This window comes from Rothia sp. 88186D007BW, from assembly GCF_053544215.1.
On sequence record NZ_JBPPTR010000012.1, the window covers coordinates 1 to 26,169 of the forward strand.

General features: G+C 57.9%; 25 protein-coding genes. 11 read left to right on the top strand and 14 right to left on the bottom strand.

Features of this window, described 5'->3' with window-relative positions:
• The first annotated feature begins 151 nt into the window (after window positions 1-151).
• The 3 genes from ACEE09_RS07730 (at window position 152) to ACEE09_RS07740 (ending at window position 1,077) form a co-directional block, all read left to right on the top strand.
• Complete coding sequence (locus tag ACEE09_RS07730; RefSeq protein WP_449083565.1) at window positions 152-394, top strand: hypothetical protein; 243 nt, start codon at window positions 152-154, stop codon at window positions 392-394.
• Window positions 395-559: 165 nt separating this feature from the next.
• Window positions 560-814 (top strand): type II toxin-antitoxin system Phd/YefM family antitoxin, encoded by a 255-nt coding sequence (locus tag ACEE09_RS07735; protein ID WP_449083567.1) that lies wholly within the window; start codon window positions 560-562, stop codon window positions 812-814.
• A complete protein-coding gene (locus ACEE09_RS07740; protein WP_449083569.1) occupies window positions 811-1,077 on the top strand; it encodes a type II toxin-antitoxin system RelE family toxin in 267 nt (88 codons plus the stop codon). Before ACEE09_RS07735 ends, ACEE09_RS07740 begins: the two co-directional genes overlap by 4 nt.
• Window positions 1,078-1,403: 326 nt before the next feature.
• Here the strand turns inward: ACEE09_RS07740 and ACEE09_RS07745 are convergent, their stop codons facing one another.
• The 7 genes from ACEE09_RS07745 to ACEE09_RS07775 all read right to left on the bottom strand — a co-directional run bounded on the left by ACEE09_RS07745 (window position 1,404) and on the right by ACEE09_RS07775 (window position 8,923).
• Window positions 1,404-3,692, bottom strand: a complete 2,289-nt coding sequence (locus ACEE09_RS07745; protein ID WP_449083673.1) for a fibrinogen-like YCDxxxxGGGW domain-containing protein — start codon at window positions 3,690-3,692, stop codon at window positions 1,404-1,406.
• Window positions 3,611-3,973 carry a hypothetical protein gene (locus ACEE09_RS07750; RefSeq protein ID WP_449083570.1) on the bottom strand — a complete coding sequence of 121 codons (363 nt, stop codon included), beginning with the start codon at window positions 3,971-3,973 and terminating at the stop codon, window positions 3,611-3,613. Before ACEE09_RS07750 ends, ACEE09_RS07745 begins: the two co-directional genes overlap by 82 nt.
• Window positions 3,974-4,202: 229 nt before the next feature.
• Window positions 4,203-4,532 carry a metal-sulfur cluster assembly factor gene (locus ACEE09_RS07755; protein WP_449083572.1) on the bottom strand — a complete coding sequence of 110 codons (330 nt, stop codon included), beginning with the start codon at window positions 4,530-4,532 and terminating at the stop codon, window positions 4,203-4,205.
• 35 nt (window positions 4,533-4,567) lie between these two features.
• Window positions 4,568-5,326, bottom strand: a complete 759-nt coding sequence (sufC, locus tag ACEE09_RS07760) for a Fe-S cluster assembly ATPase SufC (protein WP_449083574.1) — start codon at window positions 5,324-5,326, stop codon at window positions 4,568-4,570.
• Between the two features lie 30 nt (window positions 5,327-5,356).
• Window positions 5,357-6,604: a Fe-S cluster assembly protein SufD gene (sufD, locus tag ACEE09_RS07765; protein ID WP_449083576.1), complete on the bottom strand. Its 1,248-nt coding sequence runs from the start codon at window positions 6,602-6,604 to the stop codon at window positions 5,357-5,359.
• A 3-nt stretch (window positions 6,605-6,607) separates the two neighbouring features.
• Window positions 6,608-8,065: a Fe-S cluster assembly protein SufB gene (gene sufB, locus ACEE09_RS07770; RefSeq protein ID WP_449083578.1), complete on the bottom strand. Its 1,458-nt coding sequence runs from the start codon at window positions 8,063-8,065 to the stop codon at window positions 6,608-6,610.
• 99 nt (window positions 8,066-8,164) lie between these two features.
• Entirely contained in the window at window positions 8,165-8,923 is a 759-nt protein-coding gene (locus ACEE09_RS07775; RefSeq protein WP_449083580.1) for a helix-turn-helix transcriptional regulator, read from the bottom strand.
• A gap of 129 nt (window positions 8,924-9,052) precedes the next feature.
• On the opposite strand from ACEE09_RS07775, the gene ACEE09_RS07780 reads away from it, so the two are divergent.
• From ACEE09_RS07780 to ACEE09_RS07790, 3 genes are read left to right on the top strand one after another with little or no spacing between them, the layout of a single operon-like run.
• Window positions 9,053-10,072 (top strand): ABC transporter ATP-binding protein, encoded by a 1,020-nt coding sequence (locus ACEE09_RS07780; protein WP_449083675.1) that lies wholly within the window; start codon window positions 9,053-9,055, stop codon window positions 10,070-10,072.
• The gene (locus ACEE09_RS07785; RefSeq protein ID WP_449083582.1) at window positions 10,069-10,836 is read left to right on the top strand and encodes an ABC transporter permease; all 768 of its coding nucleotides are present in this window, start codon (window positions 10,069-10,071) and stop codon (window positions 10,834-10,836) included. Before ACEE09_RS07780 ends, ACEE09_RS07785 begins: the two co-directional genes overlap by 4 nt.
• A gap of 44 nt (window positions 10,837-10,880) precedes the next feature.
• Window positions 10,881-12,017 carry a COX15/CtaA family protein gene (locus ACEE09_RS07790; RefSeq protein WP_449083584.1) on the top strand — a complete coding sequence of 379 codons (1,137 nt, stop codon included), beginning with the start codon at window positions 10,881-10,883 and terminating at the stop codon, window positions 12,015-12,017.
• 12 nt (window positions 12,018-12,029) lie between these two features.
• Here the strand turns inward: ACEE09_RS07790 and ACEE09_RS07795 are convergent, their stop codons facing one another.
• Window positions 12,030-12,986 carry a heme o synthase gene (locus ACEE09_RS07795; RefSeq protein ID WP_449083676.1) on the bottom strand — a complete coding sequence of 319 codons (957 nt, stop codon included), beginning with the start codon at window positions 12,984-12,986 and terminating at the stop codon, window positions 12,030-12,032.
• 477 nt (window positions 12,987-13,463) lie between these two features.
• Here ACEE09_RS07795 and tkt point away from each other — a divergent pair, with 477 nt between their 5' ends.
• The 5 genes from tkt to pgl all read left to right on the top strand — a co-directional run bounded on the left by tkt (window position 13,464) and on the right by pgl (window position 20,178).
• Window positions 13,464-15,575, top strand: coding sequence for a transketolase (gene tkt, locus ACEE09_RS07800; RefSeq protein ID WP_449083585.1), 2,112 nt, complete (start codon window positions 13,464-13,466; stop codon window positions 15,573-15,575).
• A gap of 25 nt (window positions 15,576-15,600) precedes the next feature.
• Window positions 15,601-16,707: a transaldolase gene (gene tal, locus ACEE09_RS07805; protein ID WP_449083587.1), complete on the top strand. Its 1,107-nt coding sequence runs from the start codon at window positions 15,601-15,603 to the stop codon at window positions 16,705-16,707.
• Between the two features lie 189 nt (window positions 16,708-16,896).
• Complete coding sequence (zwf, locus tag ACEE09_RS07810; protein ID WP_449083589.1) at window positions 16,897-18,432, top strand: glucose-6-phosphate dehydrogenase; 1,536 nt, start codon at window positions 16,897-16,899, stop codon at window positions 18,430-18,432.
• Window positions 18,429-19,412: a glucose-6-phosphate dehydrogenase assembly protein OpcA gene (locus ACEE09_RS07815; RefSeq protein WP_449083591.1), complete on the top strand. Its 984-nt coding sequence runs from the start codon at window positions 18,429-18,431 to the stop codon at window positions 19,410-19,412. The genes zwf and ACEE09_RS07815 overlap by 4 nt, the downstream gene beginning before the upstream one ends.
• A complete protein-coding gene (pgl, locus tag ACEE09_RS07820) occupies window positions 19,402-20,178 on the top strand; it encodes a 6-phosphogluconolactonase (RefSeq protein WP_449083593.1) in 777 nt (258 codons plus the stop codon). The genes ACEE09_RS07815 and pgl overlap by 11 nt, the downstream gene beginning before the upstream one ends.
• 110 nt (window positions 20,179-20,288) lie before the next feature.
• Here pgl and secG read toward each other — a convergent pair whose 3' ends face one another.
• The 6 genes from secG to ACEE09_RS07850 all read right to left on the bottom strand — a co-directional run bounded on the left by secG (window position 20,289) and on the right by ACEE09_RS07850 (window position 26,167).
• Window positions 20,289-20,546: a preprotein translocase subunit SecG gene (gene secG / locus ACEE09_RS07825; protein ID WP_449083595.1), complete on the bottom strand. Its 258-nt coding sequence runs from the start codon at window positions 20,544-20,546 to the stop codon at window positions 20,289-20,291.
• A gap of 101 nt (window positions 20,547-20,647) precedes the next feature.
• A complete protein-coding gene (gene tpiA, locus ACEE09_RS07830) occupies window positions 20,648-21,424 on the bottom strand; it encodes a triose-phosphate isomerase (protein WP_449083597.1) in 777 nt (258 codons plus the stop codon).
• A gap of 112 nt (window positions 21,425-21,536) precedes the next feature.
• A complete protein-coding gene (locus tag ACEE09_RS07835) occupies window positions 21,537-22,760 on the bottom strand; it encodes a phosphoglycerate kinase (protein ID WP_449083599.1) in 1,224 nt (407 codons plus the stop codon).
• A gap of 170 nt (window positions 22,761-22,930) precedes the next feature.
• The gene (gap, locus tag ACEE09_RS07840; RefSeq protein ID WP_449083601.1) at window positions 22,931-23,935 is read right to left on the bottom strand and encodes a type I glyceraldehyde-3-phosphate dehydrogenase; all 1,005 of its coding nucleotides are present in this window, start codon (window positions 23,933-23,935) and stop codon (window positions 22,931-22,933) included.
• A gap of 245 nt (window positions 23,936-24,180) precedes the next feature.
• Window positions 24,181-25,161: a DNA-binding protein WhiA gene (whiA, locus tag ACEE09_RS07845; protein ID WP_449083603.1), complete on the bottom strand. Its 981-nt coding sequence runs from the start codon at window positions 25,159-25,161 to the stop codon at window positions 24,181-24,183.
• A 61-nt stretch (window positions 25,162-25,222) separates the two neighbouring features.
• Window positions 25,223-26,167 carry a gluconeogenesis factor YvcK family protein gene (locus ACEE09_RS07850; protein ID WP_449083678.1) on the bottom strand — a complete coding sequence of 315 codons (945 nt, stop codon included), beginning with the start codon at window positions 26,165-26,167 and terminating at the stop codon, window positions 25,223-25,225.
• Window positions 26,168-26,169 lie beyond the last annotated feature (2 nt).

Genomic DNA, 26,169 nt, shown 5'->3' on the forward strand with positions numbered 1-26,169 from the left:
CCGGAGTAGACCTGGCCAACCCCAGCTGGGACTAACAAACGTCTCGCCCCTAACCGAGCGTGCGTCATATCGCTGAGTGTGCACCGACCATGCGCACGCTCAGCGATTTGGTGCACGCTCGTTACGCTGCCGGTAAACTGACCCTATGAAAATGCCCTTTACAGACCCGCCCCTGACCGGATCCGAAAAAGAGCTGGTGCTCGGTTATATCCGTTTTCAACAGGGGAAATTCTTGCGTAAGTACCAGGGCGCGGACGGCACCTGGCTGGATGAGAGCGTCCTTGCAACTCTTCTGCTCCCCACCAGCATGACCCTGACCGGCGTGGTCGGGCACCTCTGGTTCGTGGAGGACTACTGGCGGGAAAAACTCCTGCTCGGCCGCACCCCTATCTGAGGCGAAATCGACCGATACCCAGCAACCAAACCTCACCACGGGCTACGTGGAAATACCGAAGAGACACCCTAATAACCCAAACCCTAGGTAGGGCTACAATCAAGGGTCGAAAAATAATCTGCTCAACTCTAGCCCTCAACCTTGTACGTAATGTACATTTAGTACATGACTACATCTACTGGAACAGCAGAATTTCGCCAGAACCTTGGCCATTACTTCGATGAAGCACAGCGAGAACCCATTGCTATCGAAAGCAGAGGCCGCCGCCGAGCCGTCCTTGTCTCCCCCGTCTTTTTCGATCAAGCACTCGAAGCACTCGAAGACAAACTTGATGCAGCCAAAGCCCGTCAAGCCCGCCAAGAAGAAGACGAAATCCCCTTTGACCAGCTCATGGATGAGCTTGGCATCAAGCTCTCATGACAGATAACTACTCAGTTACCTTCAAACCTTCTGCAGCAAAAGAACTGCGCAAAATCAATAAAAACGATCAGACCCGCATTGCCAAGAAAATCCAAGAGCTTACTTCAAACCCATACCCGCCAGGGATCAAGAAAATAGTTGGAGGAGACGGCGAACTCAGACTTAGAGTTGGCAACTACAGGGTAATCTACGCTGTCGAAGAAGGACGACTCATCATCTTGGTTCTAACAATCGGTCACCGGCGAGACGTCTATAAAAAATAGAAAACAGACTTACCCCCCCCCACCGACATCGGCAAGATCCTCGGCAACGCCAACTTCGCCAATTACCAGGCAGAAGCTGAGGAACGCTACGGCGGAACGTGCCGGAGTAGACCTGGCCAACCCCAGCTGGGACTAACAAACGTCTCGCCCCTAACCGAGCGTGCGTCATATCGCTGAGCGTGCGCATGGCAGGTGCACGCTCAGCGATATGACGCACGCTGGGCTGCTGGCATAGAGAAAACTCCCCGTGGGCAGACGGTAGTGGTCTGCCCACGGGGAGTTTTTAGGGCTAAAGGTTTTAGCGGCTAAGGGTGGGGTTGAGTTGCCTACTTGGGGGTGTCAGCACCCAGCTCTATTCCTGGGCCGTTACCTAGCTCAGCATCCGCTTCGCCCTTGGGTCCAAGTTCCTGCTCAAGTTCCTGGGCAGGGGCATGAGCTGGTTCGACCGGGGCAAGTGGCTGCTGAGCTTGCTGTGCCAGGGCCACGGGGGTTGAGGCTGAGAAGTTGCTAGCTGCGTCCGCAGAGCGCACAAAGTAGCGGGCCCCATCGGTGTGAGCTACCGAGTAGGTGGTGCTGTTCGTCGTTGCGATCACCCGGTTATTGCGTAGCACCTGGTAGGTGGCCTTACCACTGGCAGCAGACCAGGTCAGGACGTCGGTAGCCCCATCGGTGCGCACAGTTAGGGAGTGCGGGGCTGCTGGTGCGGTAACGTCGCGCTGGGTGAAGCGGGCAAAGCCCACGGTCTGCTGGGTACCGTAAGCGCCTTGGGAGCGGTTGATGTCGCCACCTACCCAGAGGGTGCCGGTGGAGTCCACAAACTGTTCCCAGACCCCGTCCCCGCGGGCGCCACTCAGGTTGGGGGCAAATTCGCCTAGCACATGGCCGGTTTCAGCGTCGAAGGCGGCAGAGAGACGGATGGAGTGCAGGTTGAAGAAGCCCTTGTTGGCCCAGGGGCGGCCCCAGGTGTCGGAGCCTTCATAGAGGTAGTTGCCGCAGTGGCAGGACCCGTAGATAACCTTGTTATCCTCATCTTCGTAGAGGTCCTGGTAGTCGCCGCCTCGGATACTGATGGCCGAGTAGGTGCGGGTCATATTGTGTTTGGCGTACTGGTGGATAATGTGCTCTGAGCCGACAGCCCACACGCTTGAGCCGGTGTCTTCAACATCGTATTGGAAGCCCTGGCGGCGGATAGTGGGGAAGGACGGGTCCCACACCCACATCTGGGCGACATTACTGTCAGTGGTGTTCAGCTGGGCCAGCTTCCAGGTCTTAGTGCCGTTGACTTCGCTGAAATAGCCTGCAAGGGCAACGGTGGCACCATCATCTGCTGCTGAGAGGCCATTGACCGAGCCGTTAATGTAGGGGCGCCAGCTAGCGTCGGGCTTATTGGCGCTGAAACTGAACCGGCCAGCGTTACGGGAGTAGCCGGTGGCACCGTTGCCGGTGTTGACGACGTGCGAGAATGAGCCACCAACGTAGAGGTAGTCCCCCTGCACATCCAGGGTGCGGGCGCTGGTGACGGACCCTGCGCGGCGGCTTGAGATGCCGAAGTTGTAGCTGCGGTCGATCTGGCCGGTGACAGGGTCAAGAATAACCAGGCCAGCGACCTTCTCGCCGTTGACTTCAGTAAATTCGCCGCCTACCGCTAGGGTGCCGTTGGGTAGGGCCTCTAGGGCCTTAATTTGGCCGTTGAAGGTGGGCGTGAAGGTGCGTACTAGTTCACCGGTATGCACATCGTACCCGGCGAGGAATTTTTGCTGCACCTTTTCGCCGGTTGCGGCGTTCTCTACCCAGGCGAAGTCGCCGCCGGTGAAGACGGTATCACCGACCTGGGTGATGGCCTGCACGTAGGTGTTCAGCTCGCTGCGCCTACCTGTTCCGGTGGCCTCGCTGGTGCGCCAAGTGACCTTAGCGGAGTATGAGTTGGGTAGGGCCCGGCGGGTCGAGCCGGTTACTCCGGTATCGGTGTAGTTGGTCAGGTTCAGGTCAGCCTGGGTCAGTTTGGGGCGCAGGTAGACCTGGGAGAAAGGTAGGGCGCCGGGGCCGGTTTTGCTCCAGAGGTGGGTGCTCTCATTGTTTGCCCCGCGGACGCCAGGGCCGTAGGCGAAACCTATACGCCAGTCTTGGGTGCGGTTACCCAGGAAGTTTACGTGGTACATGGGGTGCCCTGACCTCATCATCTGCCCGGTTACTGAGGGGATGTTTCTGAAGGAGGTTCTGGTGGTGGGTGAGTCGCCCCGGAATTTGATGTCCCGCCAGGTCTGGTTGCCTGAGAGTGCCCAGGTCCAGTCAGCGGCGTTGACGCAGGTTGCGGTCATGTTCTGCCATTTGGTGCCTTCGGCGTTGGCGGCCCGGCGGATGCGGAAGCCTTCGGTAAGGTCTGAGACTTTCTGGTTGCCGATGAGTGCGTCAATGGTGGTGGAGGGTAGCTGGACGGGGGTGAAGGCATCGGTGCCGTCGGGGTTGGTGTAGAGCTCGGAGGGCTTGCCCTTGCCGTTATAGTTCTCTTCCCAGCCGTCGCGGCCGCGGCCAATCATGACCCAGCCGCCGCCGTCCGTTTCTTGGTCGCAGTAGAACTGCTGGGGGGGGCTGCCAGCTCTGGGGTCCAGAGCCAGTAGGTGCCGCTGGTGGCGGCGGGGTTAGTCTGTTTAGCTTCCCAGCAGCTGGCGGCCGCTGTTTCGCTGGTCTTCCCATCAGGGGTGGAGGTATCTGCTGCGGTTGCCCCCGGTAGGAGGGTCACAGCGGTGGCCAGGGTCAGGGCACCTACCCCGGCTTGGGTGAGCAGGTTAGGTTTTTTGATGGAGAAGGGGGCTGTGAGCTGGGTTCGGGTTGCAGCCCAAAGATTGCGCGCGATAGTGCGCTTCGGCAGGCGCGCCGAAGTGTCTTGATGTTCCATGTGTTCCCTAGTAGGCAAAGATCCCGCAGGTGCGGGGCAGTTCAATGTGTGTACATCTAGCTTAGGGTTTAGGGCACCTGCTGCGCCTACCTCAGAGTGTGGTCATTGCTGGGGCGCCCATCCACTAACTAGCCCACAGAGGGAGCATTAAGAAGGACGCCGCCCCTGCACTGCCCTGCCCTAGGGCAGGAAGGTGTGGGGCGGCGTCCTGATGGGGTAACCGCAGGGGTTAGATGTTGAAGCCCAGGGCACGCATCTGGTCGCGGCCGTCCTCGGTGATGCGCTCAGGGCCCCAAGGGGGCATCCAGACCCAGTTCACATGCCACTCATCGAGCATGGTTTCTAGATTCTGCTGAACCTGCTCCTCGATAACATCCTGCAGGGGGCAGGCGGCGGTAGTGAGGGTCATATCGAGCACAAGAGCGCCTTCATCGTTCCAGCGCATACCGTAGAGCAAACCTAGATCGACGATGTTGACGCCCAATTCGGGGTCAATTACGTTCATCAGGGCTTCTTCGATAGCTTCTTGGCTGGGGGCACCAGCGGGAGCTTCTGACATGTTCTGTACTGTCCTCTCGGTAGAGACAGGTAGCCTTACTTGGCTGCCAGGTAGCGTTCGTAGCCCTCTTCTTCAAGACGGTCTGCGAGCTCGGGGCCGCCCTGGTCTACCATCTTGCCGTCCACGAAGACGTGAACGAACTGGGGCTTGATGTAGCGCAGGATGCGGGTGTAGTGGGTGATGAGCATAACGCCCATGTCGTTAGCCTGGTGGGCGCGGTTCACACCTTCAGAAACGACCTTGAGGGCATCGACGTCCAGGCCGGAATCAGTCTCATCAAGGATACCGAACTTGGGCTTGAGCAGTTCAAGCTGAAGAATCTCGTGACGCTTCTTCTCACCACCGGAGAAGCCTTCATTGACGTTACGGGTGATGAAAGCCGGGTCGATGGAAAGTTCTTCCATGGCTGCCTTGACGTCCTTGGTCCAGGTACGCAGGGCAGGTGCCTGGCCGTCGACGGCGGTCTTTGCTGAGCGCAGGAAGTTGCTCATAGTGACGCCGGGAATTTCTACCGGGTACTGCATAGCCAAAAAGAGGCCAGCGCGGGCACGCTCATCAACGGACATTTCGGTGACGTCTTCACCGTCGAGCAGAATCTCACCGGAGTCAATCTGGTACTTGGGGTGACCGGCGATAGTGGAAGCCAGGGTTGACTTGCCGGAGCCGTTGGGGCCCATGATGGCGTGGATTTCACCGGAGTTGATGGTGATGTTAACGCCCTTGAGGATGGGCTTGGTGTTTTCGTCATCCAGGATGACCGAGACGTGGAGGTCCTTGATTTCAAGGGTTGCCATAATGTGTTTCTCCTGTACAGAGGTAAAGCTTTAGTTGTTAGAAATCGCGAGTTCAGCTTCGAGGGCATCGGTGAGCTGTTCTTCAAGCTCAGGGATGCGGATCTGCTGAATGATCTCGTTGAGGAAGCCGCGGACGACCAGGCGGCGGGCCTCAGCCTCAGGGATACCGCGGGCCTGCAGGTACCAGAGGTGCTGCTCATCGAGCTGACCGGTGGTGGAGGCGTGACCGGCACCTTCAATCAGACCGGTTTCGATTTCCAGGTTGGGCACGGAGTCAGCGCGGGGCCCATCTTCAAGAATCAGGTTGCGGTTGAGCTCGTAGGTGTCGGTGCCTTCTGCGTCCTTACCGATGAGCACATCGCCAACCCAAACAGAGTGAGCGCCCCTGCCCTGCAGGGCACCCTTGTAGGTGACGCGGGACTTGCAGTTAGGTTCGGTGTGGGCCACAAAGAGACGGTTCTCGATGTGCTGGCCAGCATCGACGAAGTAGAGGCCGTACATCTCGGTTTCAGCGCCGGGGGCGGTGAACTTGGTGGAGGGGGTAAGGCGCACCAAATCGCCACCGAGGGAGATGTTGATGTGCTTGAACTTAGCGTCACGACCCAAAGAAGCGTACTGGGCTGAGGCGTGAATAGCGTCATCTTCCCACTGCTGAACGGTAATGACGGTCAGTGAAGAGGAGTCGCCCACCTTGAACTCAATGTTCTGGGAAAGTACCGCTGAGCCGGTGTGACGCAGCACGACAGTAGCCTTAGAGAAAGGCTTAGTCTCGATGAAGATGTGCTGGGCGGCAGCGTCCTTGTGGGTACCCTTGATAGCAACCTCAATCTGGCCTTCCAGCTCAGCCTCAGCGGGTACGGTGATAGCAGTTGCCTGGGTGAAGGTGCTCCAGGCGTTAGCTGCCACGCGGTCCTCGGGGATACCGGCTGAGCCGATGCGGGCGTCATCGCGGGTGATAGTTTCAACCTGCACGCCAGCGGGCGCATCGATATCTAGGGTGGGGGCAGCACCGGTGAGTTCATCGGTGTGCAGGCCGCCCAGGCGCTTGAGCGGGGTGAAGCGCCAGTCTTCTTCGCGTCCGGTCAGGGCGGGGAAGTCTTGAACCTTGTAGGAGGTTTTACGCTCGGCGCGGGAGCCATCAATCTCGACCTTGTCGGTGTTGTGCTTGGAGACGCGGATGGTGTCGTCGGTGGCTAGCTCAGTTGCCAGCTTTTCACCTTCTTGGTCCATGCCGGGAATCGCGGGGTTGTTGTGCCCCTGGTTTTCTGTCTTAGCCATAATTTAGCCTACGGATCCTTCCATCTGGAGTTCGATCAGGCGGTTGAGTTCAAGCGCGTATTCCATGGGCAGCTCGCGGGCGATAGGCTCCACGAAGCCGCGCACAATCATGGCCATGGCTTCGTCTTCGGGCAGGCCGCGCTGCTGCAGGTAGAAAAGCTGTTCTTCTGAGACGCGGGAGACGGTTGCCTCATGGCCCATGGTGACGTCGTCCTCACGGATATCTACGTAGGGGTAGGTATCTGAGCGGGAGATAGTGTCCACCAGCAGGGCGTCACAGACCACTGAGCTCTTAGCGTGGGAGGCGCCTTCGCGTACCTGCACCAGGCCGCGGTAGGCGGCACGGCCACCGTTACGAGCCACAGACTTAGAGACGATGGTGGATGAGGTGTTGGGGGCGATGTGAACCATCTTGGAGCCGGTGTCCTGGTGCTGGCCTTCACCTGCAAAAGCGATGGAGAGGGTTTCACCCTTGGCGTGCTCACCAACCATGTATACAGCCGGGTACTTCTGGGTGACCTTGGAGCCGATGTTGCCATCGATCCATTCCATGGTGGCACCCTCGTAGGCGATGGCGCGCTTGGTCACCAGGTTGTAGACGTTGTTGGACCAGTTCTGAATGGTGGTGTAGCGGACGCGGGCGTTCTTCTTGACCACGATTTCAACAACTGCTGAGTGCAGTGAGTCGGTCTTGTAGATGGGAGCAGTACAGCCTTCAATGTAGTGAACGTAGGAGCCTTCATCGGCGATGATGAGGGTACGCTCGAACTGGCCCATGTTCTCGGTATTAATGCGGAAGTAGGCCTGCAGGGGGATTTCTACGTGTACTCCTGGGGGTACGTAGACGAAGGAGCCACCTGACCATACAGCAGTGTTGAGGGCTGCGAACTTGTTATCACCGGCAGGGATCACTGAGCCGAAGTATTCTTCGAAGAATTCGGGGTGTTCCTTGAGGGCGGTGTCGGTGTCTAGGAAGATGACGCCCTGGGCTTCTAGGTCCTCACGAATCTGGTGGTAGACAACCTCAGATTCGTACTGGGCGGCAACACCGGCAACCAGGCGGTTACGTTCTGCTTCGGGGATGCCGAGCTTCTCGTAGGTGTTACGGATTTCTTCGGGCAGTTCTTCCCAGGTTTCGGCCTGACGCTCGGTTGAGCGTACGAAGTACTTGATGTTGTCGAAGTCGATGTCCGAGAGGTCTGCACCCCAGGTGGGCATGGGCTTGCGGTCGAAGAACTTCAGGGCCTTCAGGCGAAGGTCCAGCATCCATTCAGGTTCGTTCTTCTTGGCTGAAATGTCGCGCACGACAGCTTCGTCAAGACCACGCTTTGCAGCCTGGCCTGCTTCATCGGAGTCAGACCAACCGTACTCGTAGGTACCGATACCTTCGAGTTCGGGGTTTGCCTCCAGAATTTCTGAAATGACGGTGTTGTTGGCGGTGCGCTCAACCTGTTCAGTCATTACGGCCTTTCTTGGTGGGTTGGTTTTCACCGAGGTAAGTCGGTGAAGTCTTCTTCTCAGTGGCCTACCCTGCCAGGCAGGGTAGGCCGGTGGAAAATCTTAGGGGGCTTTCTCGCCCTGCCCCTCTTCGGGCTTCTGCGGTGCGGACGCCTGCAGTCGCCCCAGGGGGATATGGGTGGTACAGACGTGGGCGCCACCTGCCATGGTGGAGAGTCTGCGCACATCAACCCCAATCAGTTCGGAGATGATGCGGGTTTCCTGATCACAGAAGACGGAGAAGTCTTCAGCCAAGTCCCGCACGGGGCAGTGGCCTTGGCAGAGCTGGATAGCGGCCAGCAGGTGATCAGGTAGTTTGGTGTGTACCCCTAGGGCCGGGGCCATTTCGTTGGCGCTCGCCACAAAGCCATCGCGGGTCATTGCTTCTGCCAGCGCCTGAGCTCGAGCCGAGACATCATCCCCTGCTGCTTCGACGATGGGGCGGTAACGCTCTGCCATGTCGTGGGCGCGCGCTGAGGCGAATTGCCGCAGGGCATCTTCACCCACGGCGTCCTTGAGCATGATCAGGGCGTCACGGGCAATATCAAGGTAGTCATTGCCCAGTTCGCTATGGCCGTGGGGGGCGATGACGTAGCGGCGGGCAGGGCGGCCAGCACCAGCGCCGTGCTGGCGGTGGGAGGCTACTTCGATGAGGCTGTCTTTTTCAAGCGCATCGAGGTGGCGGCGCACTGCTGCCGGGGTGAGGCTAAGCAGTTCACCCAGTTTGGCCGCAGAAACAGGGCCATGGGTGAGAACTCCCTGGAGCACGCGGTCACGCGTGCGATCCTCTGTTTCTGCAGGGCGGGCAGGATGAGTGGACACAGTTCTGCCTTTCTCTGCGGAATACACAACTAAAGTATGTCGTAATTGAGGCTACTTAGCTAGTAAGGGCTACCTATTTTAAGCAGTGCACTGTCAAAGAGCTAGAATGGACAAGTGACACAACAGCACCTGCCCCCCAGCCTTAGCGCACGTGAGAGCGCACCTCAACCACAAGCGTCCGCCGCTCTAACGATCGAGAACTTGGTCAAGGATTTCACCCCCTCCAAGGATTTTGCCCGCACGCACCCTGAGGCTCTTACCACCCAGGGGCTCAAACGGGCAGTGGACCACCTCTCGCTCAGCATCACCCACGGTCATATCACAGTCCTCCTCGGTGCTAACGGGGCCGGAAAAACAACCACCCTAGCCTGCGCCCAAGGCCTGCTCAAGCCCACCAGCGGCAGCATTTCCCTCCTGGGCCAGGCCCCCTGGGGGGCTACCCCTGAGCTACGGGCCCGCGTGGGCATCATGTTACAAGACGGCGGGCTGCCCCCCGCGGTACGCCCCCTACCCCTACTGCGGCATATTGCCCGCATGTACACCAACCCCCTCAAGGTGGATGAGCTAGCCCACCGCCTGGGTATCGACACTTTTGACGGAACCAGCATCCGCAGGCTCTCCGGCGGGCAGAAACAGCGGGTAGCCCTAGCGGCAGCCCTCATCGGCCGCCCTGAGATTCTCTTCCTCGATGAGCCCACCGCCGGGCTTGACCCCCAATCCCGGAGTGTTGTCTTCGACATCATCCGCGAACAGCGTGATGCCGGTGTAGCCGTTGTGCTCACCACCCACCTCCTCGATGACGCCCAGCGCATCGCCGACTACGTCTACATGATTAAAGACGGCACGGTAATACTCTCAGGGACCATGGCCCAGGTGCTAGCAAACGGGCAGGATAAGAACCGCAGCCTAACTTTTACCGCCCCCAGCGGCTTCACCCTCAACCAACTATGGCCCCCAGCGGACGCCGCCCTCACCCTCACCGAAAACCCGGCAGGTAGCTACCAGCTCACCGGTCCCCTCACCCCCCAACACCTGGCTGACCTAACAGCCTACTGGGCAGCTCGGGGCATCATGCCCGGTGAGCTTTCCTTGGCCAACCGCACCCTAGAAGACGTCTTTCTGGAACTATCAGGTAGGGATATCCGATGAGTACCACCTCAACAGCAGCACCAGCTCTCACCCGAGTCCTAGCCCAGGGCCGGTTCGAAACTATTGCCATGCTCAAAAATGGGGAGCAGCTCATGCTCAACATTGCCTTCCCCATCATGGGCCTGCTGGCCATGGCCTACACAGGTTTTCTTGACCCCTGGGCCACCCGCTACGGGGTTAGCCGCCTTGATATTGCTGTACCCGGCGTTCTGGCCCTCTGTGTGCTCTCCACTGCACTGTCAGGTCAAGGCATCGCCACCGGCTTTGACCGCCGCTACGGGGTGCTCCGTTTCATCTCCACCACCCCACTGGGTAAGGGCGGGCTGGTTGCCGGTAAAGTCTTTGCTGTGCTATCGGTGCTGCTACTCCAGTACCTGCTGGTCGGAGCCCTGGGCCAGCTCCTCGGCTGGGAAGCCACGGTGCCCGGTATCCTCATGTCCCTACCTACCCTGCTGTTGGGGGCAGCCTGCTTCACATCCCTGGGGCTGCTGATTGCTGGGACTGTACGGGCTGAAGCAACCCTAGCTATCGTCAATATGGCCTGGGTTCTGCTGGCCGCCGCCGGAGGCACCCTGATTCCCACCGACCGCTACCCCACCTGGCTAGCCCCGCTGATTGACCTTCTACCCTCAGCGGCCCTCGGCAACGCCTTACGCGGAGACTTTATCCACCACACCTTCCTCCCCCTGCCCCACCTCATACTGGTCATAGCAACCGCACTCTTTGCCGCTTTAGCCACCCGATTCTTCAAATGGTCAGCCTAGCCTGGCTGACACCGTCCACCATTTCTCGTGAAGGAACGCCCCCCATGCCGACCACGCACCCGCCCACCACTGGCAGCTACCAGCCAGCCTCCCTGGGCGAAAAACTCTTCCCCCGCCACTACACCCGCTGGGTTAAGCAAACCGCCTGGGCCCTTGCGCTCTCTAACATTGCCCTGATTATCACTGGCGGTATCGTACGTCTGACCGGCTCCGGCCTGGGGTGTGACGACTGGCCCCGCTGCACCTCAGACGGCTCCTGGACCACCACCCCCGAAATGGGCATCCATGGCATGGTCGAATTCGGCAACCGCCTGCTCACCTTCGTGCTGGTGATTATTACCATCATCGGTTTTCTGGCCGTACTGCGCATCGTCTTCCCAGGGCGCATCTCAGCAGGGCGCTTCCTATGGGGTCTGCTAGTTGGTGCCCGATCCCAGGGCTACCAGCCCCGGGGGCTAGGTGCTTGGCTAGAGGCCCGCGGCTTTGTTGCCCCCCGCTCCCGCTACCCCGATCTTTTCAACCTCACCCTCCTGCTGCTCTGGGGTATTCCCGTGCAGGCGGTAGTTGGTGGCATCTCGGTCTGGCAGAAGCTCAACCCCTGGATGATTACCGCCCACTACATGCTCTCAGCCCTGATGATCATGCTGGCAGGTATCTACCTCAACAGGGTCTACCGCTACTTTGAGGGAACCGCCCAGGCTGAAGGTCTTACCGCGAGCACCCCCGCTTCTTCCCATCTCATGCAGCTACTGGGCTGGGTCGGGCTGATCTTGGTGGTTGCCCTCATGTTCATGGGAACCGTAACTACAGGGACAGGGCCTCACGCTGGTGACGCCGCCGCCCACCGCCACCCCTTCGACCCGGTATGGGTCACCCGCCTGCACGGTGCTTTGGTGTGGGTCTACTGCGCCTCTGTGCTGGTTTTCTGTGCACTATGGCGCTCAAAAGGCTGGGCACCTATTTTTGGTAAGTCTCTCTTGTTCGTGCTACTACTACTGGGCTACCAGGCCGTGGTGGGGTATACCCAGTTCTTCAACGGTCTGCCGCTCTGGCTGGTGGAGTTGCATCTACTAGGCTCAGGCCTCTTTGCCCTAGCCGCCGCTTCCCTCTTTGAGCGTCAGCTGGTGCTCTCCTCCCCTGCTGCGCGCGCCCAGGCTGCTGGACGCGTCCTAACCCCCTAGCTTTCCTCCTCATTAGAGGGGGAGCACCGGGCCCCCTACAAAGGGGTCGATTGCTAGGGCGATAAAAAGCACGGTTAGGTAGGTGATGGAACCGTGGAAAACTACCATGGCCGTGCGGCTAGTTGCCTGCTCGGCTAAGGCCAGGCGGTGCAGCTTGTGGCAGTGGTAGAGGAACCAGGCGCCAATGAGTACTGCGCTTGCCGTGTAGACCCAGCCAGCACCACCCAGGGGCACAAGGAGCAAAGAGCACATCACCATAGCCCAACCATAGAGCACTACCTGCACAGAGACGCTCTTGGCGGAGTCCGTGGCTCCGAGCATGGGGATGCCGGCAGCGCGGTAGTCCTCGGCGTACTTCATAGATAGGGGCCAGTAGTGTGGGGGCGTCCAGAGGAAAATCACCATAAAGAGGACGACAGCAGCCCAAGAAATCGTGTTCTCAACGGCCGCCCAGGCGATAAATACGGGCATGCAGCCAGCTAGGCCGCCCCAGACGATGTTCTGTTTGGTGCGTTTTTTGAGCCAGAGGGAGTAGAAGACGACGTAGAGGAATATTGCCAGCAGGCCCAGGCCAGCGGCCAGCGGGTTCACCAAGAAGTAGAGGTAGAGAATTGAGATGATTGAGAGCACCCAGGCAAAGATGAGGGCTTCTCGGTCGCTCAGTTCGCCGGTGACTAGCGGACGTTTTTCGGTGCGTTTCATGAGCCGGTCGGCCTCGCGGTCGATGTAGCAGTTGAAGGCGCAGGAGGCGCCTGCTGCCAGGGAGCCGCCGATCATGGTGTGGAGTACCAGCCAGAGGTTGGGGAAGCCCCCGGCTGCGAAGATCATGGTGGGGGCGGTGGTCACCAGAAGTAGCTCGATGATTTGGGGTTTGGTGAGTTGAATATAGGCTTTGATTTTGCGGCCCAGGGAGACGCGGCCGGGTGCTGGCACAGCGGGGGTTTGCTGGCCTTTTTCGGTACGGTCAATCACGGTCTTGATGCCATGGCTCTTCACGTATGCTGACTTCCCTTGACTGTTGTGTGTGCGGCTCTCTTGGTACCCCTCCGGTGATTCACTATGTGAAACAGGTGGGAGTTTTCGGCGTGTTGGGGCGCGGACGTCGTTGGCATGCCTCAGCACCCCCACACCCGCCTTTTTGGTGGTTGCCATCACATTGATGCAGTAATGGTCGGTTTGTGAGCACGCTAAATGAGCTTTTGGTCAAATTACATCGTATAACGGCCCCCTACCCCCTGGCTAGTAGGGAGAAGACAGCTCAAATCGGGCCCGCCCCACGGGGTGCGCCGAACCTATTCACAGGGCAGGTGCACTATCCTGGAAACAGCGTCTTATGCCAGCTTCCCTGTGCACCTAGCCGGGTCTAACCCCGCAGGCTACGGTAGGTTGGCAGAAGAAAAAGTTGTATGAATATTTCTGGGTAGCCAGATTGAGAGAGGACGGCTCATGCCTAACCTGAATCAGAAGCTTGAATGGACAGAGAAGGATCAGCGCGCCGTTGATACCGCTCGCGTGCTTGCTGCGGACGCCGTAGAGAAGGTTGGCTCCGGCCACCCCGGTACCGCAATGAGCCTAGCTCCTGTTGCCTACTTGCTCTTCCAGAAGATTATGCGCCAGGACCCCCGCGATGACCGCTGGGAGGGCCGCGACCGCTTCATCCTCTCCCCCGGCCACACCTCCATGACCATCTACAACCAGCTTTTCTTGGGCGGCTTCGGTCTGGAACTTGAAGACATTAAGGCCTTGCGTACTGCTGGTGCGCTCACCCCTGGCCACCCCGAATACGGCCACACTAAGGGCGTAGAAATCACCACTGGCCCTCTCGGCCAGGGCCTGGCGTCCGCTGTGGGATTTGCCTACGCCCAGCGTCGCATGCGCGGCCTCTTTGACCCCGAAGCAGCCGCAGGCACCTCCCCCTTTGACCACACCATCTTCACCATTGCCTCAGAAGGCGATGTGCAAGAAGGCGTCACTGCCGAGGCCTCCGCACTTGCCGGCCACCAGCAGCTAGGCAACCTGGTTGTTATCTACGACCGTAACCACATCTCTATCGAAGATGATACCGATGTGGCTTTCACCGAGGACGTCGCAGCCCGCTACGAGGCCTACGGCTGGGATGTCACCAAGATTGACTGGACCGCCAGCGGAGACTATAAGGAAGACATCGAAGCTCTCTATGAAGCTATCGTTGCAGCCACCAAGGTCACCGATAAGCCCTCATTCATTGAGCTGCGCACCATCATCGGCTACCCCGCCCCCACCAAGCAGAACACCGGCGGCATCCACGGCTCCAAGCTAGGCACTGACGAAGTAGCAGCCACCAAGAAGGCCCTAGGCTTTGACCCCGAACAGAACTTCGTGGTGGAGCCTGAGATCCTTGAGCATACCCGTGCCCTGATTGAGCGTAGCGCCGCTGAACGTGAAGAATGGCAGAAGTCCTTTGACGCTTGGGCTGAAGCTAACCCCGAGCAGGCCAAGCTCTACCAGCGCCTGGTAGCCGGTGAGCTACCTGCCGAACTCGACGAGGCTCTGCCCACCTTTGATGCTGGCACCTCCATTGCTACCCGCGCAGCCTCTGGCAAGGTCATTAACGCTATTGCACCTATCCTGCCTGAGCTCTGGGGTGGCTCTGCCGACCTGGCCGGTTCTAACAACACCACCATCGACACCGAAAAGTCCTTCAACCCCGAGTCCCGTACCACCAAGAACTGGACCGGCCACCCCTACGGCCGTGTGCTGCACTTCGGTATTCGTGAGCACGCCGCAGCAGCTATCACCAACGGTATCGCCCTCTCTTCACCCACCCGCCCCTTCTCTGGCACCTTCTTCGTCTTCACCGACTACCAGCGCCCGGCCGTCCGCCTGGCAGCGCTCATGGGTGTGCCCAACATCTTCGTCTGGACCCACGACTCCATCGGTCTAGGTGAGGACGGCCCCACCCACCAGCCCGTTGAGCACCTGACCGCCATGCGCGCCATCCCCAACCTGGATGTGGTGCGCCCCGCTGACGGTAACGAAACTGCCGTAGCCTGGCGCAAGATCCTAGATATCAAGGACCACCCTGCTGGCCTGGTGCTCTCCCGCCAGAACCTGACCAACGTAGCCCGTGAAGACCTGCACGCAGATGCTGAGGGCGAGAAGTTCGCCTCAGCAAACGGTGCAGCCCGAGGTGGCTACGTGCTGGCAGATACCGAGGGCACCCCCGATGTCATCCTCATTGCCACCGGCTCTGAGGTTGAGATTGCCCTAGCAGCCCGCACCCAGCTAGCTGAAGACGGTATCGCCGCCCGCGTCGTTTCCATGCCCTGCCGTGAATGGTTCGCCGCAGAATCTGCTGAGTACCGTGAATCTGTGATTCCCTCAGCTGTCAAGGCCCGCGTGAGCGTTGAAGCTGGCCTGTCCATGCCATGGATGGATATTCTAGGTGAAGCCGGCCGCGCCGTCTCCCTGGAACACTACGGCGCTTCTGCCTCAGCCGAAGAGCTCTTCGCCGACTACGGTTTCACCGCTGAAAACGTAGTAGCTAAGGCCCGCGAATCCATCGCCGCTGCCCGCTAACCCCACCAGTTCTAAGGAAGAAACCATGACTACCCCCACCCAGAAACTCTCAGACGCAGGCGTCTCCATCTGGCTCGATGACCTCTCCCGCGAGCGCCTCACCAGCGGCAACCTGCAAGAACTCATCGACACTAAGAACGTGGTCGGTGTGACTACCAACCCCAGCATTTTTGCTGCGGCTCTTTCTGATGGTGCAGCCTACGCTGAGCAGATGAAGATGCTGGCAGCAGAGGGTACCGAAGCTGAGGCAGCAGGTTTTGCTGCCATGATTGACGATGTTCGTGATGCTTGCGATGTTTTTGCTCCCATCTACAAGGCCAGCCAGGGCTATGACGGCCGTGTCTCCATTGAGGTCTCTCCCCTGTTGGCTCGTGAGTCTGCCGCTACTTTGGCCCAGGCTAAGGAGCTCTACTCTGCTGTTGGCCGTGAGAACGTCATGATTAAGATTCCTGCTACTGAAGAGGGGCTGGAACCGATTGCTGAGGCGCTGGCAGAAGGTATCTCGGTCAACGTCACCCTGATTTTCTCTTTGGAGCGTTACCGCGCCGTTATCAATGCCTACCTGCTGGGTCTGGAGAAGGCTCTGGAGAACGGTAAGGATCTTTCTAAGATTCATTCTGTGGCCTCTTTCTTTGTCTCTCGTGTAGATACTGAGGTTGATGCTCGCCTTGAGGCTATTGGCACCGATGAGGCTTTTGCTCTGCGTGGTAAGGCTGGTGTGGCTAATGCTCGTCTGGCTTTTGAGGTCTATGAGCAGGCTTTCACTTCTGAGCGTTGGGCTCGTCTGGAAGCTGCTGGGGCTAACCGTCAGCGTCCGCTGTGGGCTTCAACCGGTGTGAAGAACCCGGCTTACCCTGATACTCTCTACGTTACTGAGATTGCGGCTCCTGGCACGGTTAACACTATGCCTGAGGCGACTTTGGAGGCGATCTTCGATCATGCTGAGGTTGCTGGTAATGCTATTGAGGGCACATACCAGGAATCTAACGAGATCCTTAACCAGCTTGAAGCTGTGGGTATCTCTTACCAGGATGTGGTCAATAAGCTGGAGAGCGAAGGTGTTGAGAAGTTCGAGGTTTCTTGGAAGGAACTGCTCGAGACTGTCACCGCCGCACTGGCTGATCAGAAGTAAAACTAGCTCACGCTGAGGGTGGGGGTTTTCTCCCCCACCCTCACTGCGCGCACTTGGTGGCGGGTATCTGCCTTGCTTGTAGGTGCGATAGGGCTAGTGGATGCCATTAGACTAGACATGAGAATCACGGCAGCTTTCACTCCATGTGAGGAGCTGCCGCCCCAACCAATCTGTGAAGGATTCACGGCGGTGGCCAACACTCACGAATCAAATCCCCTGCGCGATTCGCGCGACCGCAGACTGACCCGCGTGGCAGGCCCGTCCTCCTTGGTCTTCTTCGGTGTTACCGGTGACCTTGCGCGCAAGAAATTGCTCCCAGCTGTCTATGACCTGGTCAACCGTGGCTTGCTTCCTCCCAGCTTCGGGCTGGTAGGTTTCGGACGCCGCGAATGGAGCCACGAGGACTTCCAGCAGGAAGTACGCACCTATGTTGAGGCCCATGCGCGCACCCCTTTCCGCGAGGACGTCTGGAAGCAGTTTGCCGCTGGCATTCGCTTTGTCACTGGTACCTTTGACTCTGATGAGTCCTTTGAGAAGCTCAAGGCAACTTTGGCTGAGCTTGATGAGACGAGGGGGACCCGCGGCAACCATGCTTTCTACCTGTCGATCCCTCCGAAGGGGTTTGAGCAGGTCTTGCAGAAGCTCGCTGATCACGATTTGGCCAACCATAACCAGCATGATGGGTGGCGCCGGGTGATTATCGAAAAGCCTTTTGGTCATAACCTTAAGACTGCCCGTGAGCTCAATGCCATTGTTGAGCGGGTCTTTCCCGCTGATTCGGTTTTCCGTATTGACCATTACTTGGGGAAAGAGACGGTGCAGAATATTTTGGCTCTGCGCTTTGCTAACCAGATGTTTGAGCCTCTGTGGAATGCCACTTATGTTGACCATGTGCAGATCACCATGGCTGAAGATATTGGTATCGGCACCCGTGCAGGCTACTACGACGGTGTAGGTGCAGCCCGCGATGTTATTCAGAACCATCTGTTGCAGCTGCTGGCTTTGACTGCTATGGAAGAGCCGGTGAGTTTCAATGCTGAGCACCTGCGGGCTGAGAAGGCTAAGGTGCTTGAGGCGGTACAGATTCCTGAGGATATTTCCACTGCCTTCGCTATTGGCCAGTACGCTGCCGGTAACCAGGGGGGTGAGGAGGTTAATGGTTTCTTCGATGAGAGTGATATTCCTGCTGATTCTCGTACCGAGACTTTTGCTGCGCTGAAGTTGAATATCAATACTCGCCGCTGGGCAGGTGTTCCCTTCTACCTGCGCGCTGGTAAGCGACTGGGCCGCCGCGTCACCGAAATTGCTGTGGTTTTCAAGAAGACTTCTAACCTGCTCTTTGGTGGTAGTGCCGATAGTTCGGGGCAGAATGCGATTGTGATTCGGGTGCAGCCTGATGAGGGTATGACCTTGCGGTTTGCGTCTAAGGTGCCTGGCACGCAGATGGAGATTCGTGATGTCAACATGGATTTTGGGTATTCTCATTCCTTTACGGAGGAGTCACCGGAGGCCTACGAGCGTCTGATTTTGGATGTGCTGCTCGGTGAGCCCCCGCTCTTTCCCCGTCATGAAGAGGTTGAGCTTTCCTGGAAGATTCTTGACCCTTTTGAGGAATACTGGGAAGAGCACAAGATTAAACCTGAAGCCTACCCCCCTGGTTCCTGGGGCCCGGTTTCTGCCCACGCAATGCTAGAACGCGATGGCCGTGTTTGGAGGCGCGCATGATTAAAAAACTTGAAGAAACCACTGTGGGCAAAGTTGCTAAGGAGCTCTCCCGCCTGCGTAATGAGAAGGGGGCAACGACGTCCTCTCGGGTGCTGACCTTGGTTATTTTGGCTGAGAAGGGGCATTCTAAGACCGCTGTTGAGGCGGCTTTGAAGGCCTCCTATGAGCACCCTTGCCGCATTATTGTGCATGTTGATTATGGTCAGGACGCTCAGGACCGACTGGATGCCCACATTTATGTCGGTGGGGATGCTGGGGCCTCAGAGCTGATTATTCTGCGCGGTTATGGGTCTGCTGCTGTAGCTACCGAGTCCCTGATTTCGGGGCTGTTGCTGCCTGATTCCCCGATTGTTGCCTGGTGGCCGCACTCGGTGCCTGAGAACCCTGCTGAGCATTCTATCGGTAAGATTGCCCAGCGCCGTATCACTGATTCGGCCCGTGCCTATAACCCGCTGGGTGTGCTCAAGAAGCTGGTGACCAGTTACAAGGATGGGGACACTGACCTGGCCTGGATTCGTCTGACTCTCTGGCGTATTCAGATTGCTGCTGTCTTCGACCAGCTTGAGCCTGCCCCCGTCAAGCGTGTGGTAGTTTCTGGTTCTTCTATGAGCCCCTCGGTGGTTCTGCTGGGTGCCTGGCTGGGAGATCGTCTGGATGCTGAGGTGCACCTGCGCACCACTGATGCCCAGCGTGGTCTGTATAAGGTCGAGCTAGAACGAGAAGATGGCTCAATTATTATTCACCGCCCCGGCCGCAATATTGCCACGATTTCTTCCCCTGGTGTGCCCGACCAGCAGATTTCCTTGCCTGCCCGTTCGCTGGCTGATTGCCTGGCTGAAGAATTGCGCCGTCTTGACCCTGATGTGGTCTACGGCGAGGTACTCAAGTCTGTGGCTGCTAACAGCAAGATTGTGGTTGATGTGGATACCGACGATGAGCCTGTAGAGGGCACTGATTATACGGAGGTCTATGATGCCTAACCCTGTAGTAGTTCCCCACCGGGATAAGGAGCAGTTGAAGCTAGCTGGTGCCACCCGCATTATTCATGTGGCCTCTACTGCTCTTGCTGCCCGGGGTATCGCCCATATTTCGCTTACTGGCGGGACCATGGGTATTGCGGTGCTTGAAGGTATTGCTGCCTGCCCGCTGAAGGCTACGGTCAACTGGTCCAAGGTGCATTTTTGGTGGTCTGATGAGCGTTTTGTGCCCCGCGGCCATGCTGACCGTAATGAGCAGCAGGCTAAGGACGCCCTGCTTGATTCTCTGGGGCTGCCTGAGCAGAACCTGCACATCATGGGGGCCTCTGATGTCTTTGAGACCCCGGAAGATGCAGCCCAGGCTTACGCTACTGAGCTGGCCCGTTACGCCCCGGAAGGTGAGTCTTCTCCCCTCTTTGATCTGACCCTGCTGGGGATGGGCCCCGATGGTCACATCGCTTCCCTTTTCCCTGAGCGCACTGAGATTCTAGAGGCTGAAGCTACAGCTCTTGCGGTGCACGATTCACCCAAGCCCCCGCCCACCCGGGTAAGCCTAACCTTGCCGGTCATCAACTTTTCAGAGCGTATCTGGTTCCTGGTTGCCGGTGGCGATAAGGCTGAGGCGACAGCCCGGCTGCGGGCTGCGTCCGCTCTGCCTGAGACTGAGTTGACCGCCCAGATTCTTACCCAGACCCCAGCAGCCGGGGCCCGCGGTCTGCTAGAGACCCTGATCCTGGCTACCGAGGACGCCCTGCAGGCGCCCCTCTAAGGCCAGAAACTCTAAGCCCAGAGGCTCTAAGCCCTAAGGGCCCTGGAGACTATAAAAAATATCCCCGCCTACCGGTGAGCCGGTGGGCGGGGATATTTTGTGGTGTAAGCCTAAATGACGGCAACCTCTGAGAAACGCATCACCAGGGCGTAGCCGATAATGGCAAAGACCCACAGCAAAATCACGGTGACTGTCAGGCGGATCAGGTTTTTAGAGGCCATGCCTGAAGAGTTGAGCGAGGTGGTCATGCCACCGCCGAACATATCTGAAAGGCCGCCGCCCTTACCACGGTTCAGAAGAACCAGCAGGATGGTGAGAATACTCGCTATAGCGATAATGACCATCAGAATAATCTTGAGGGTTTCCACGCATAACCTTTCAGTCGGGTTGGGTAGCGTCTCGAAGCGCCATCAAACTACTATACGCCGTTTATCTGGCAGAAGGAAAAGTAGACTAGCAGAAAAAGTTTCTAGGCCTGGTACCGGGCGATGTTAGCAAACTCGGTAGCATCCAAAGAAGCACCGCCCACCAGCACGCCATCCACGTCCGCTTGGGCCATGATGTCGGGGGCTGAGGCTGCCTTAACAGAGCCACCGTAGAGCACACGCACCTGATCAGCAACCTGGTCTGAGTAGAGCTTCGCTAGTTCCTGGCGGATAGCCTGGCCCATTTCCTGGGCGTCCTCTGCTGTTGCGACCTTGCCGGTACCAATGGCCCAGACAGGCTCATAGGCTACCACCAGGGTTTGAGCCTGCTCTTCGGTCAAGCCCTCAAGGGAGCTACGGAGCTGGTCGAGAGTGAACTCAACGTGCTCACCAGCTTCACGCTTCTCAAGGCCTTCACCCACACACAGCACGGGGGTGAGCTCGTTACGGTAGGCAGCTTGCACCTTAGCGGCGCAAACACCGTTGGACTCACCGTGAATGGTGCGGCGCTCAGAGTGGCCCACCAGCACATAGGTGGCACCAAGTTTTTTGAGGAAGACACCGGAGATGTCGCCAGTGTAGGCACCAGAATCCTGGTCTGAGAGGTCCTGGCCGCCGTAGACGATTTTGAGCTTATCGCCATCGACGAGGGTCTGCACGGAGCGGATGTCAGTGAAGGGAGGGAAGACAGCGACCTCGGCGGTGTCGTAGTCAAAGTTGGTGTCATCTAAGGTCCAGGCCAGTTTCTGGAGCAGGGTCACACCTTCGGTATGATCCATGTTCATCTTCCAGTTGCCTGCGATGAGGGGCTTGCGAGTCATGGGCTCGTTCCTTTCGCGAATTCTGCGGTGGGTGGGGCAGTACGCAGCGGGTGCGGCGTCCTGCCTCTAGGCAGTCACAGCTGCCAGGTGGGTTCACTGCCGCGGGGCGTTTTTAGGCGCCCAGTGCCTCAAGGCCGGGCAGAGTTTTACCTTCAATGTATTCCAGGGAGGCGCCGCCACCGGTGGAGATGTGGCTGAACTGGTCATCTGAGAAGCCCAGGTTGCGCACAGCAGAGGCTGAATCGCCGCCACCGATGATAGAGAAAGCCTCTGATGCTACCAGCGCATCAGCAACCGCCTTGGTGCCAGCAGCGAAGGACTCCATTTCAAAGACACCGACCGGGCCGTTCCAGAAGACCAGCTTGGCTTCCTTGATGGTATCGGCAAAGAGCTGGCGGGTCTCAGGGCCAATATCTAGGCCCAGGCCCTGCTGACCAATCTCACCGCCGGTCATATCATCAACCGGGCGCACCTCTTTGCGGGCCTCGTTGGAGAAGCTTTCTGCCCACACCACATCGACAGGGGTAATGATCTTAGTACCCTGGGCAGGTGCCTCTTGGAGGTAGCGCTTGCAGTTCTCTAGCTGGTCTTCTTCCAGCAGGGAATTTCCAATCTCATGGCCCTGGGCCTTAGCGAACGTGTAGCCCATGCCGCCACCAATGAGCAGGGCATCAGCCTTGCCAATCAGGTTATCAATGACAGCCAGCTTATCGGAGACCTTAGAGCCGCCCATGACCACCACAAAGGGGCGCTCAGGGTTCTTAATGACCTTCTGTAGCACCTCAACCTCGGTCTTGACCAAGTCCCCCAGGTAAGCGGGCAGTTTCTGGGCAATATCGTAGACAGAGGCGTGCTTGCGGTGCACAGCACCAAAAGCATCGTTCACATAGGCGCCGTTCTCGCCGGTAAGGGCTGCCAGTTCTGCTGCAAATTCGGCGCGCTCAGCATCGTCCTTAGAGGTTTCGCGGGCATCAAAGCGCACATTTTCGACAACCAGCAGTTGGCCGTCCTTCAGGGCCTCAGCCTTAGCTTGGGCATCTTCACCCACCACATCGCTTGCGATGGCTACGGGAAAATCTGCTAGTTCTGCCAGGCGCTCAGCAGCGGGCTTGATGGAATACTGGGGGTCTACCTGGCCCTTAGGGCGGCCCAGGTGGGCAGTGACAATGACGCGGGCACCGGCATCAACCAGTTTCTGAAGCACGGGCAAGGAGGCGCGCACGCGGCCGTCATCAGTGACGGTGCCGTCTTTGAGGGGGACGTTCAGGTCGGAGCGGACCAGAACGCGGCGGCCAGCTAGGCCACTGTCAATAAGCTCTGCAAGAGTCTTAGCCATAGAAGTATTCATCTCCGTTGATGTCAAAGTAAATGGGTGGGTGCTAGCCCTACCAAGAGGTGGTGGCCTAGCTTTTTAGATACAGATTAGGGTTAGCCAATGGCGCTTTACGGAACCATTCGCTAACCCTATCTTATGGGAGTCTCACATCAGACCGGTGTATGACAAGCTTAGAGAGCTGCAACTACCTTGTTTGTGAACATGACCAGACGAGAAACGTAACCGTATTCGTTGTCGTACCAGGCAATAACCTTAACCTGGTCCCCAATGACCTTAGTCAGGGGGGCATCGAAAACGGTGGAGACAGGCTCACCTTCGATGTCCTTAGAGACAATGGGCTCCTCAGAGTAGGTGATAATACCCTTCATGGGGCCTTCAGCAGCTTCTTTGACAGCCGCATTGACTTCTTCAACGGTGACCTCACGGGAGGCGGTGAAGGTTAGGTCGGTGATGGAGCCGGTGGGGGTGGGGACGCGAACAGCGAAACCATCGAGCTTGCCCTTGAGCTCAGGCAGAACCAGACCAACTGCTGCTGCCGCACCGGTGGAGGTGGGCACCATGTTCAGGGCTGCTGCACGGGCACGGCGCAAATCTGAGTGGGGGGCATCCTGGAGGCGCTGGTCAGCGGTGTAGGCGTGAATGGTGGTCATCAGACCCTTTTCGATGCCGAACTTATCGTTAAGCACCTTAGCCATGGGAGCTAGGCAGTTGGTGGTGCAGGAAGCGTTAGAGACGATGTTCATGGTGGCTGAATCGTACTGGTCGTCGTTGACGCCCATGACGAAGGTGCCATCAATGTTCTTACCGGGGGCTGAGAGAATAACCTTCTTGGCACCAGCTTCTAGGTGGGCCTTTGCCTTTTCACCGTCGGTGAAGAAGCCGGTAGATTCGAGGACGATATCTACGCCCAGGTCTTTCCAGGGCAAATCGGCGGGGTTGCGCTCGCCAAGTACCTTGATTTCTTTGCCGTTGATGACCAGGTTGTTGTCTGAAACAGTAATCTCCCCATCAAAGCGCCCCATGATGGAGTCGTACTTGAGCAGGTGGGCGAGGGTCTTGATGTCGGTCAGATCGTTGATAGCAACGATTTCGAAGCCTTCACCGTGCTGGGTTGCTGCACGGAAGAAGGTGCGGCCGATGCGGCCAAAGCCGTTAATTGCTACACGTACAGTCACTGAAATCAAACTCCTAGGTACAGTTAGTGACGCTGGTGGACAAGATGTCAGTTCTTATCCGGTTCAATAACCATCATACCCTCTTTATGTGAGTTTTGGTGTGTTTCTGTCGGTTTCTTAGGTGCCCTTACCTGCCTTTACGGACGCCTACCCCCACTTCCTTCCACGAAGGCAGGGGTTTATAGGTGGTGAGGGCAGGTGAACGCCGCCTCTACCACAGAGAAACCAACAAAAACCCACACAGGCTAGTCCAGCTGGTTAATCCCGTTCACGCCTGCTTCAGTCCCAGCAATCCCCCGCTCAGCAGCCCGCTTATCAGCCATAGCAATCAGACGGCGAATACGCCCTGCAATCGCATCTTTAGTCATAGGAGGCTCAGCAAGACGACCCAGCTCATCCAAAGAAGCCTGCTTGTGGGCAACCCGCAATTCACCGGCATAACGCAGATGCTCAGGAACCTTATCCCCCAAAATCTCCAGGGCCCGCTCAACCCTAGCACCCGCTGCTACAGCAGCCTGGGCTGAACGTCGCAAGTTAGCATCATCAAAATTTGCCAGACGGTTAGCAGTTGCCCGAACCTCTTTACGGGCACGGCGTTCGCGCCAATTATCCAGGGCATTAACCGCACCCATACGCTCAAGCAGAAGAGAGATAGTTTCACCATCACGCACTACCACCCGATCAACCCCACGCACCTCACGGGCCTTAGCAATAACGTCCAAACGGCGGGCAGCACCCACCAGAGCCAAAGCGGCCTCAGGGCCAGGGCAGGTAAATTCAAGGGCAGAAGAACGGCCAGGCTCCGTCAAAGAACCGTGAGCAAGGAAGGCGCCACGCATCACAGCCTCAGCATCAGCCAAAGAACCATTAACCACAGCAGGGGGCAGACCGCGCACAGGGCGCCCGCGCCCATCTAACAAACCAGTTTGCCGGGCCAAAGCCTCACCGCCGTTTTCGACACGAACCACATAGCGTCCGCCCCGGCGCAAACCACCGCCAGAGATAGACGTAATAGAAGCGTCGTGCCCATACATTTCAGCAATGTTGTACCGCAGGCGCTCAGCGGTCGTTTCAAGGTCAACTTCGGCTTCAACAACAATTTTGCCTTGCACCAGGTGCAGACCGTTCGTGAAGCGCAAGATTGTGGCTACCTCAGCTTTGCGCACAGATGAGCGCGTGGCGTCATAATGTGCCAGCTCTTCTTTGACCGATGCCGTCAGGGCCATACGGGTCTTCCTCCAAAGTTGTGTCTGCTCTCAAAAGCGCGGGGCCAGCACCAAGCCGGCCTTAATGTTTGAAGACGTGCTTATAAGCTGCTGCAAGTTTCAGGGGGTCATGGACGCCAGGTTGGTCGGCTTCCGCCACATCAGCCCACAGCACTTTCGCCCCAAGCTGGGCTGCTACATCTTCAAATGTTGCGCGGTCTCCTGCGGTGGCAGGATCTGCAATAACTGTATTAACCCTAATTTCTGGAACGTATTCACGCAAAACGAGCAGATGGTCTGCAGCACTCATGCCGCGGGTTTCTTTCCCATCCAACTCAAGGTTCATAACCAAACAAATCTGGGCTGTAGTGTTAAGAATTGCCTGACGCAGACCAGGTAGGAGCAGGTGCGGCAGCAAAGAAGTATAAAAAGAACCCGGCCCTAAAATTACCCAATCAGACTCATGGACCGCACGCACAGCGTCCGGGCAGGCCTCAGTATCATCGGGTAACAAACGAACCTTATCAACCCGCCCAGCCTTAGCAAGAGTCGCCTGCCCCTGGACCGTATCACGCAGGGTCATGCCCTGCTCATCGACGGTCACAATATCACCCTCAATAATCAGCGGGCGCGTGGACATAGGCAATACACGCCCCCGAGCATTCAAGAGGGCACCAGCCCAATCAAGCCCAGCAATAGGGTCATCTAAAAGCTCCCAGAGGGTAACAATCAGCAGGTTCCCCAGGGCATGATTCTCTAAAGGTGTGGGGTGCTCAGGGCTTCGCGAGGCAAAACGATGCTGCATCACATCACGCCAGGTACGCCCCCAGGTGGTGTCATCACACAAAGCTGATAGAGCCATCCGCAAATCACCAGGAGGCAGCACATCCAGCTCTTCACGCAGCCGCCCCGAAGAGCCGCCGTCATCAGCTACCGTCACCACAGCAGTAAGCGCTGAGGTAATAAGTTTAAGGGCAGAAAGCGAACCATACAGCCCATGGCCACCACCAAGAGCAGTAACCCTCATAG

Bases quoted from the DNA above. Each gene is read 5' to 3' on its own strand.
- whiA (WP_449083603.1), bottom strand. From the start codon at position 25,161: ATGGCCCTGACGGCATCGGTCAAAGAAGAGCTGGCACATTATGACGCC.
- sufB (WP_449083578.1), bottom strand. From the start codon at position 8,065: ATGACTGAACAGGTTGAGCGCACCGCCAACAACACCGTCATTTCAGAA.
- sufC (WP_449083574.1), bottom strand. From the start codon at position 5,326: ATGGCAACCCTTGAAATCAAGGACCTCCACGTCTCGGTCATCCTGGAT.
- ACEE09_RS07740 (WP_449083569.1), top strand. From the start codon at position 811: ATGACAGATAACTACTCAGTTACCTTCAAACCTTCTGCAGCAAAAGAA.
- tkt (WP_449083585.1), top strand. From the start codon at position 13,464: ATGCCTAACCTGAATCAGAAGCTTGAATGGACAGAGAAGGATCAGCGC.
- sufD (WP_449083576.1), bottom strand. From the start codon at position 6,604: ATGGCTAAGACAGAAAACCAGGGGCACAACAACCCCGCGATTCCCGGC.
- pgl (WP_449083593.1), top strand. From the start codon at position 19,402: ATGATGCCTAACCCTGTAGTAGTTCCCCACCGGGATAAGGAGCAGTTG.
- ACEE09_RS07850 (WP_449083678.1), bottom strand. From the start codon at position 26,167: ATGAGGGTTACTGCTCTTGGTGGTGGCCATGGGCTGTATGGTTCGCTT.
- ACEE09_RS07785 (WP_449083582.1), top strand. From the start codon at position 10,069: ATGAGTACCACCTCAACAGCAGCACCAGCTCTCACCCGAGTCCTAGCC.
- tal (WP_449083587.1), top strand. From the start codon at position 15,601: ATGACTACCCCCACCCAGAAACTCTCAGACGCAGGCGTCTCCATCTGG.
- ACEE09_RS07815 (WP_449083591.1), top strand. From the start codon at position 18,429: ATGATTAAAAAACTTGAAGAAACCACTGTGGGCAAAGTTGCTAAGGAG.
- ACEE09_RS07750 (WP_449083570.1), bottom strand. From the start codon at position 3,973: ATGGAACATCAAGACACTTCGGCGCGCCTGCCGAAGCGCACTATCGCG.
- ACEE09_RS07755 (WP_449083572.1), bottom strand. From the start codon at position 4,532: ATGTCAGAAGCTCCCGCTGGTGCCCCCAGCCAAGAAGCTATCGAAGAA.
- ACEE09_RS07790 (WP_449083584.1), top strand. From the start codon at position 10,881: ATGCCGACCACGCACCCGCCCACCACTGGCAGCTACCAGCCAGCCTCC.
- ACEE09_RS07730 (WP_449083565.1), top strand. From the start codon at position 152: ATGCCCTTTACAGACCCGCCCCTGACCGGATCCGAAAAAGAGCTGGTG.
- ACEE09_RS07735 (WP_449083567.1), top strand. From the start codon at position 560: ATGACTACATCTACTGGAACAGCAGAATTTCGCCAGAACCTTGGCCAT.
- ACEE09_RS07835 (WP_449083599.1), bottom strand. From the start codon at position 22,760: ATGGCTAAGACTCTTGCAGAGCTTATTGACAGTGGCCTAGCTGGCCGC.
- tpiA (WP_449083597.1), bottom strand. From the start codon at position 21,424: ATGACTCGCAAGCCCCTCATCGCAGGCAACTGGAAGATGAACATGGAT.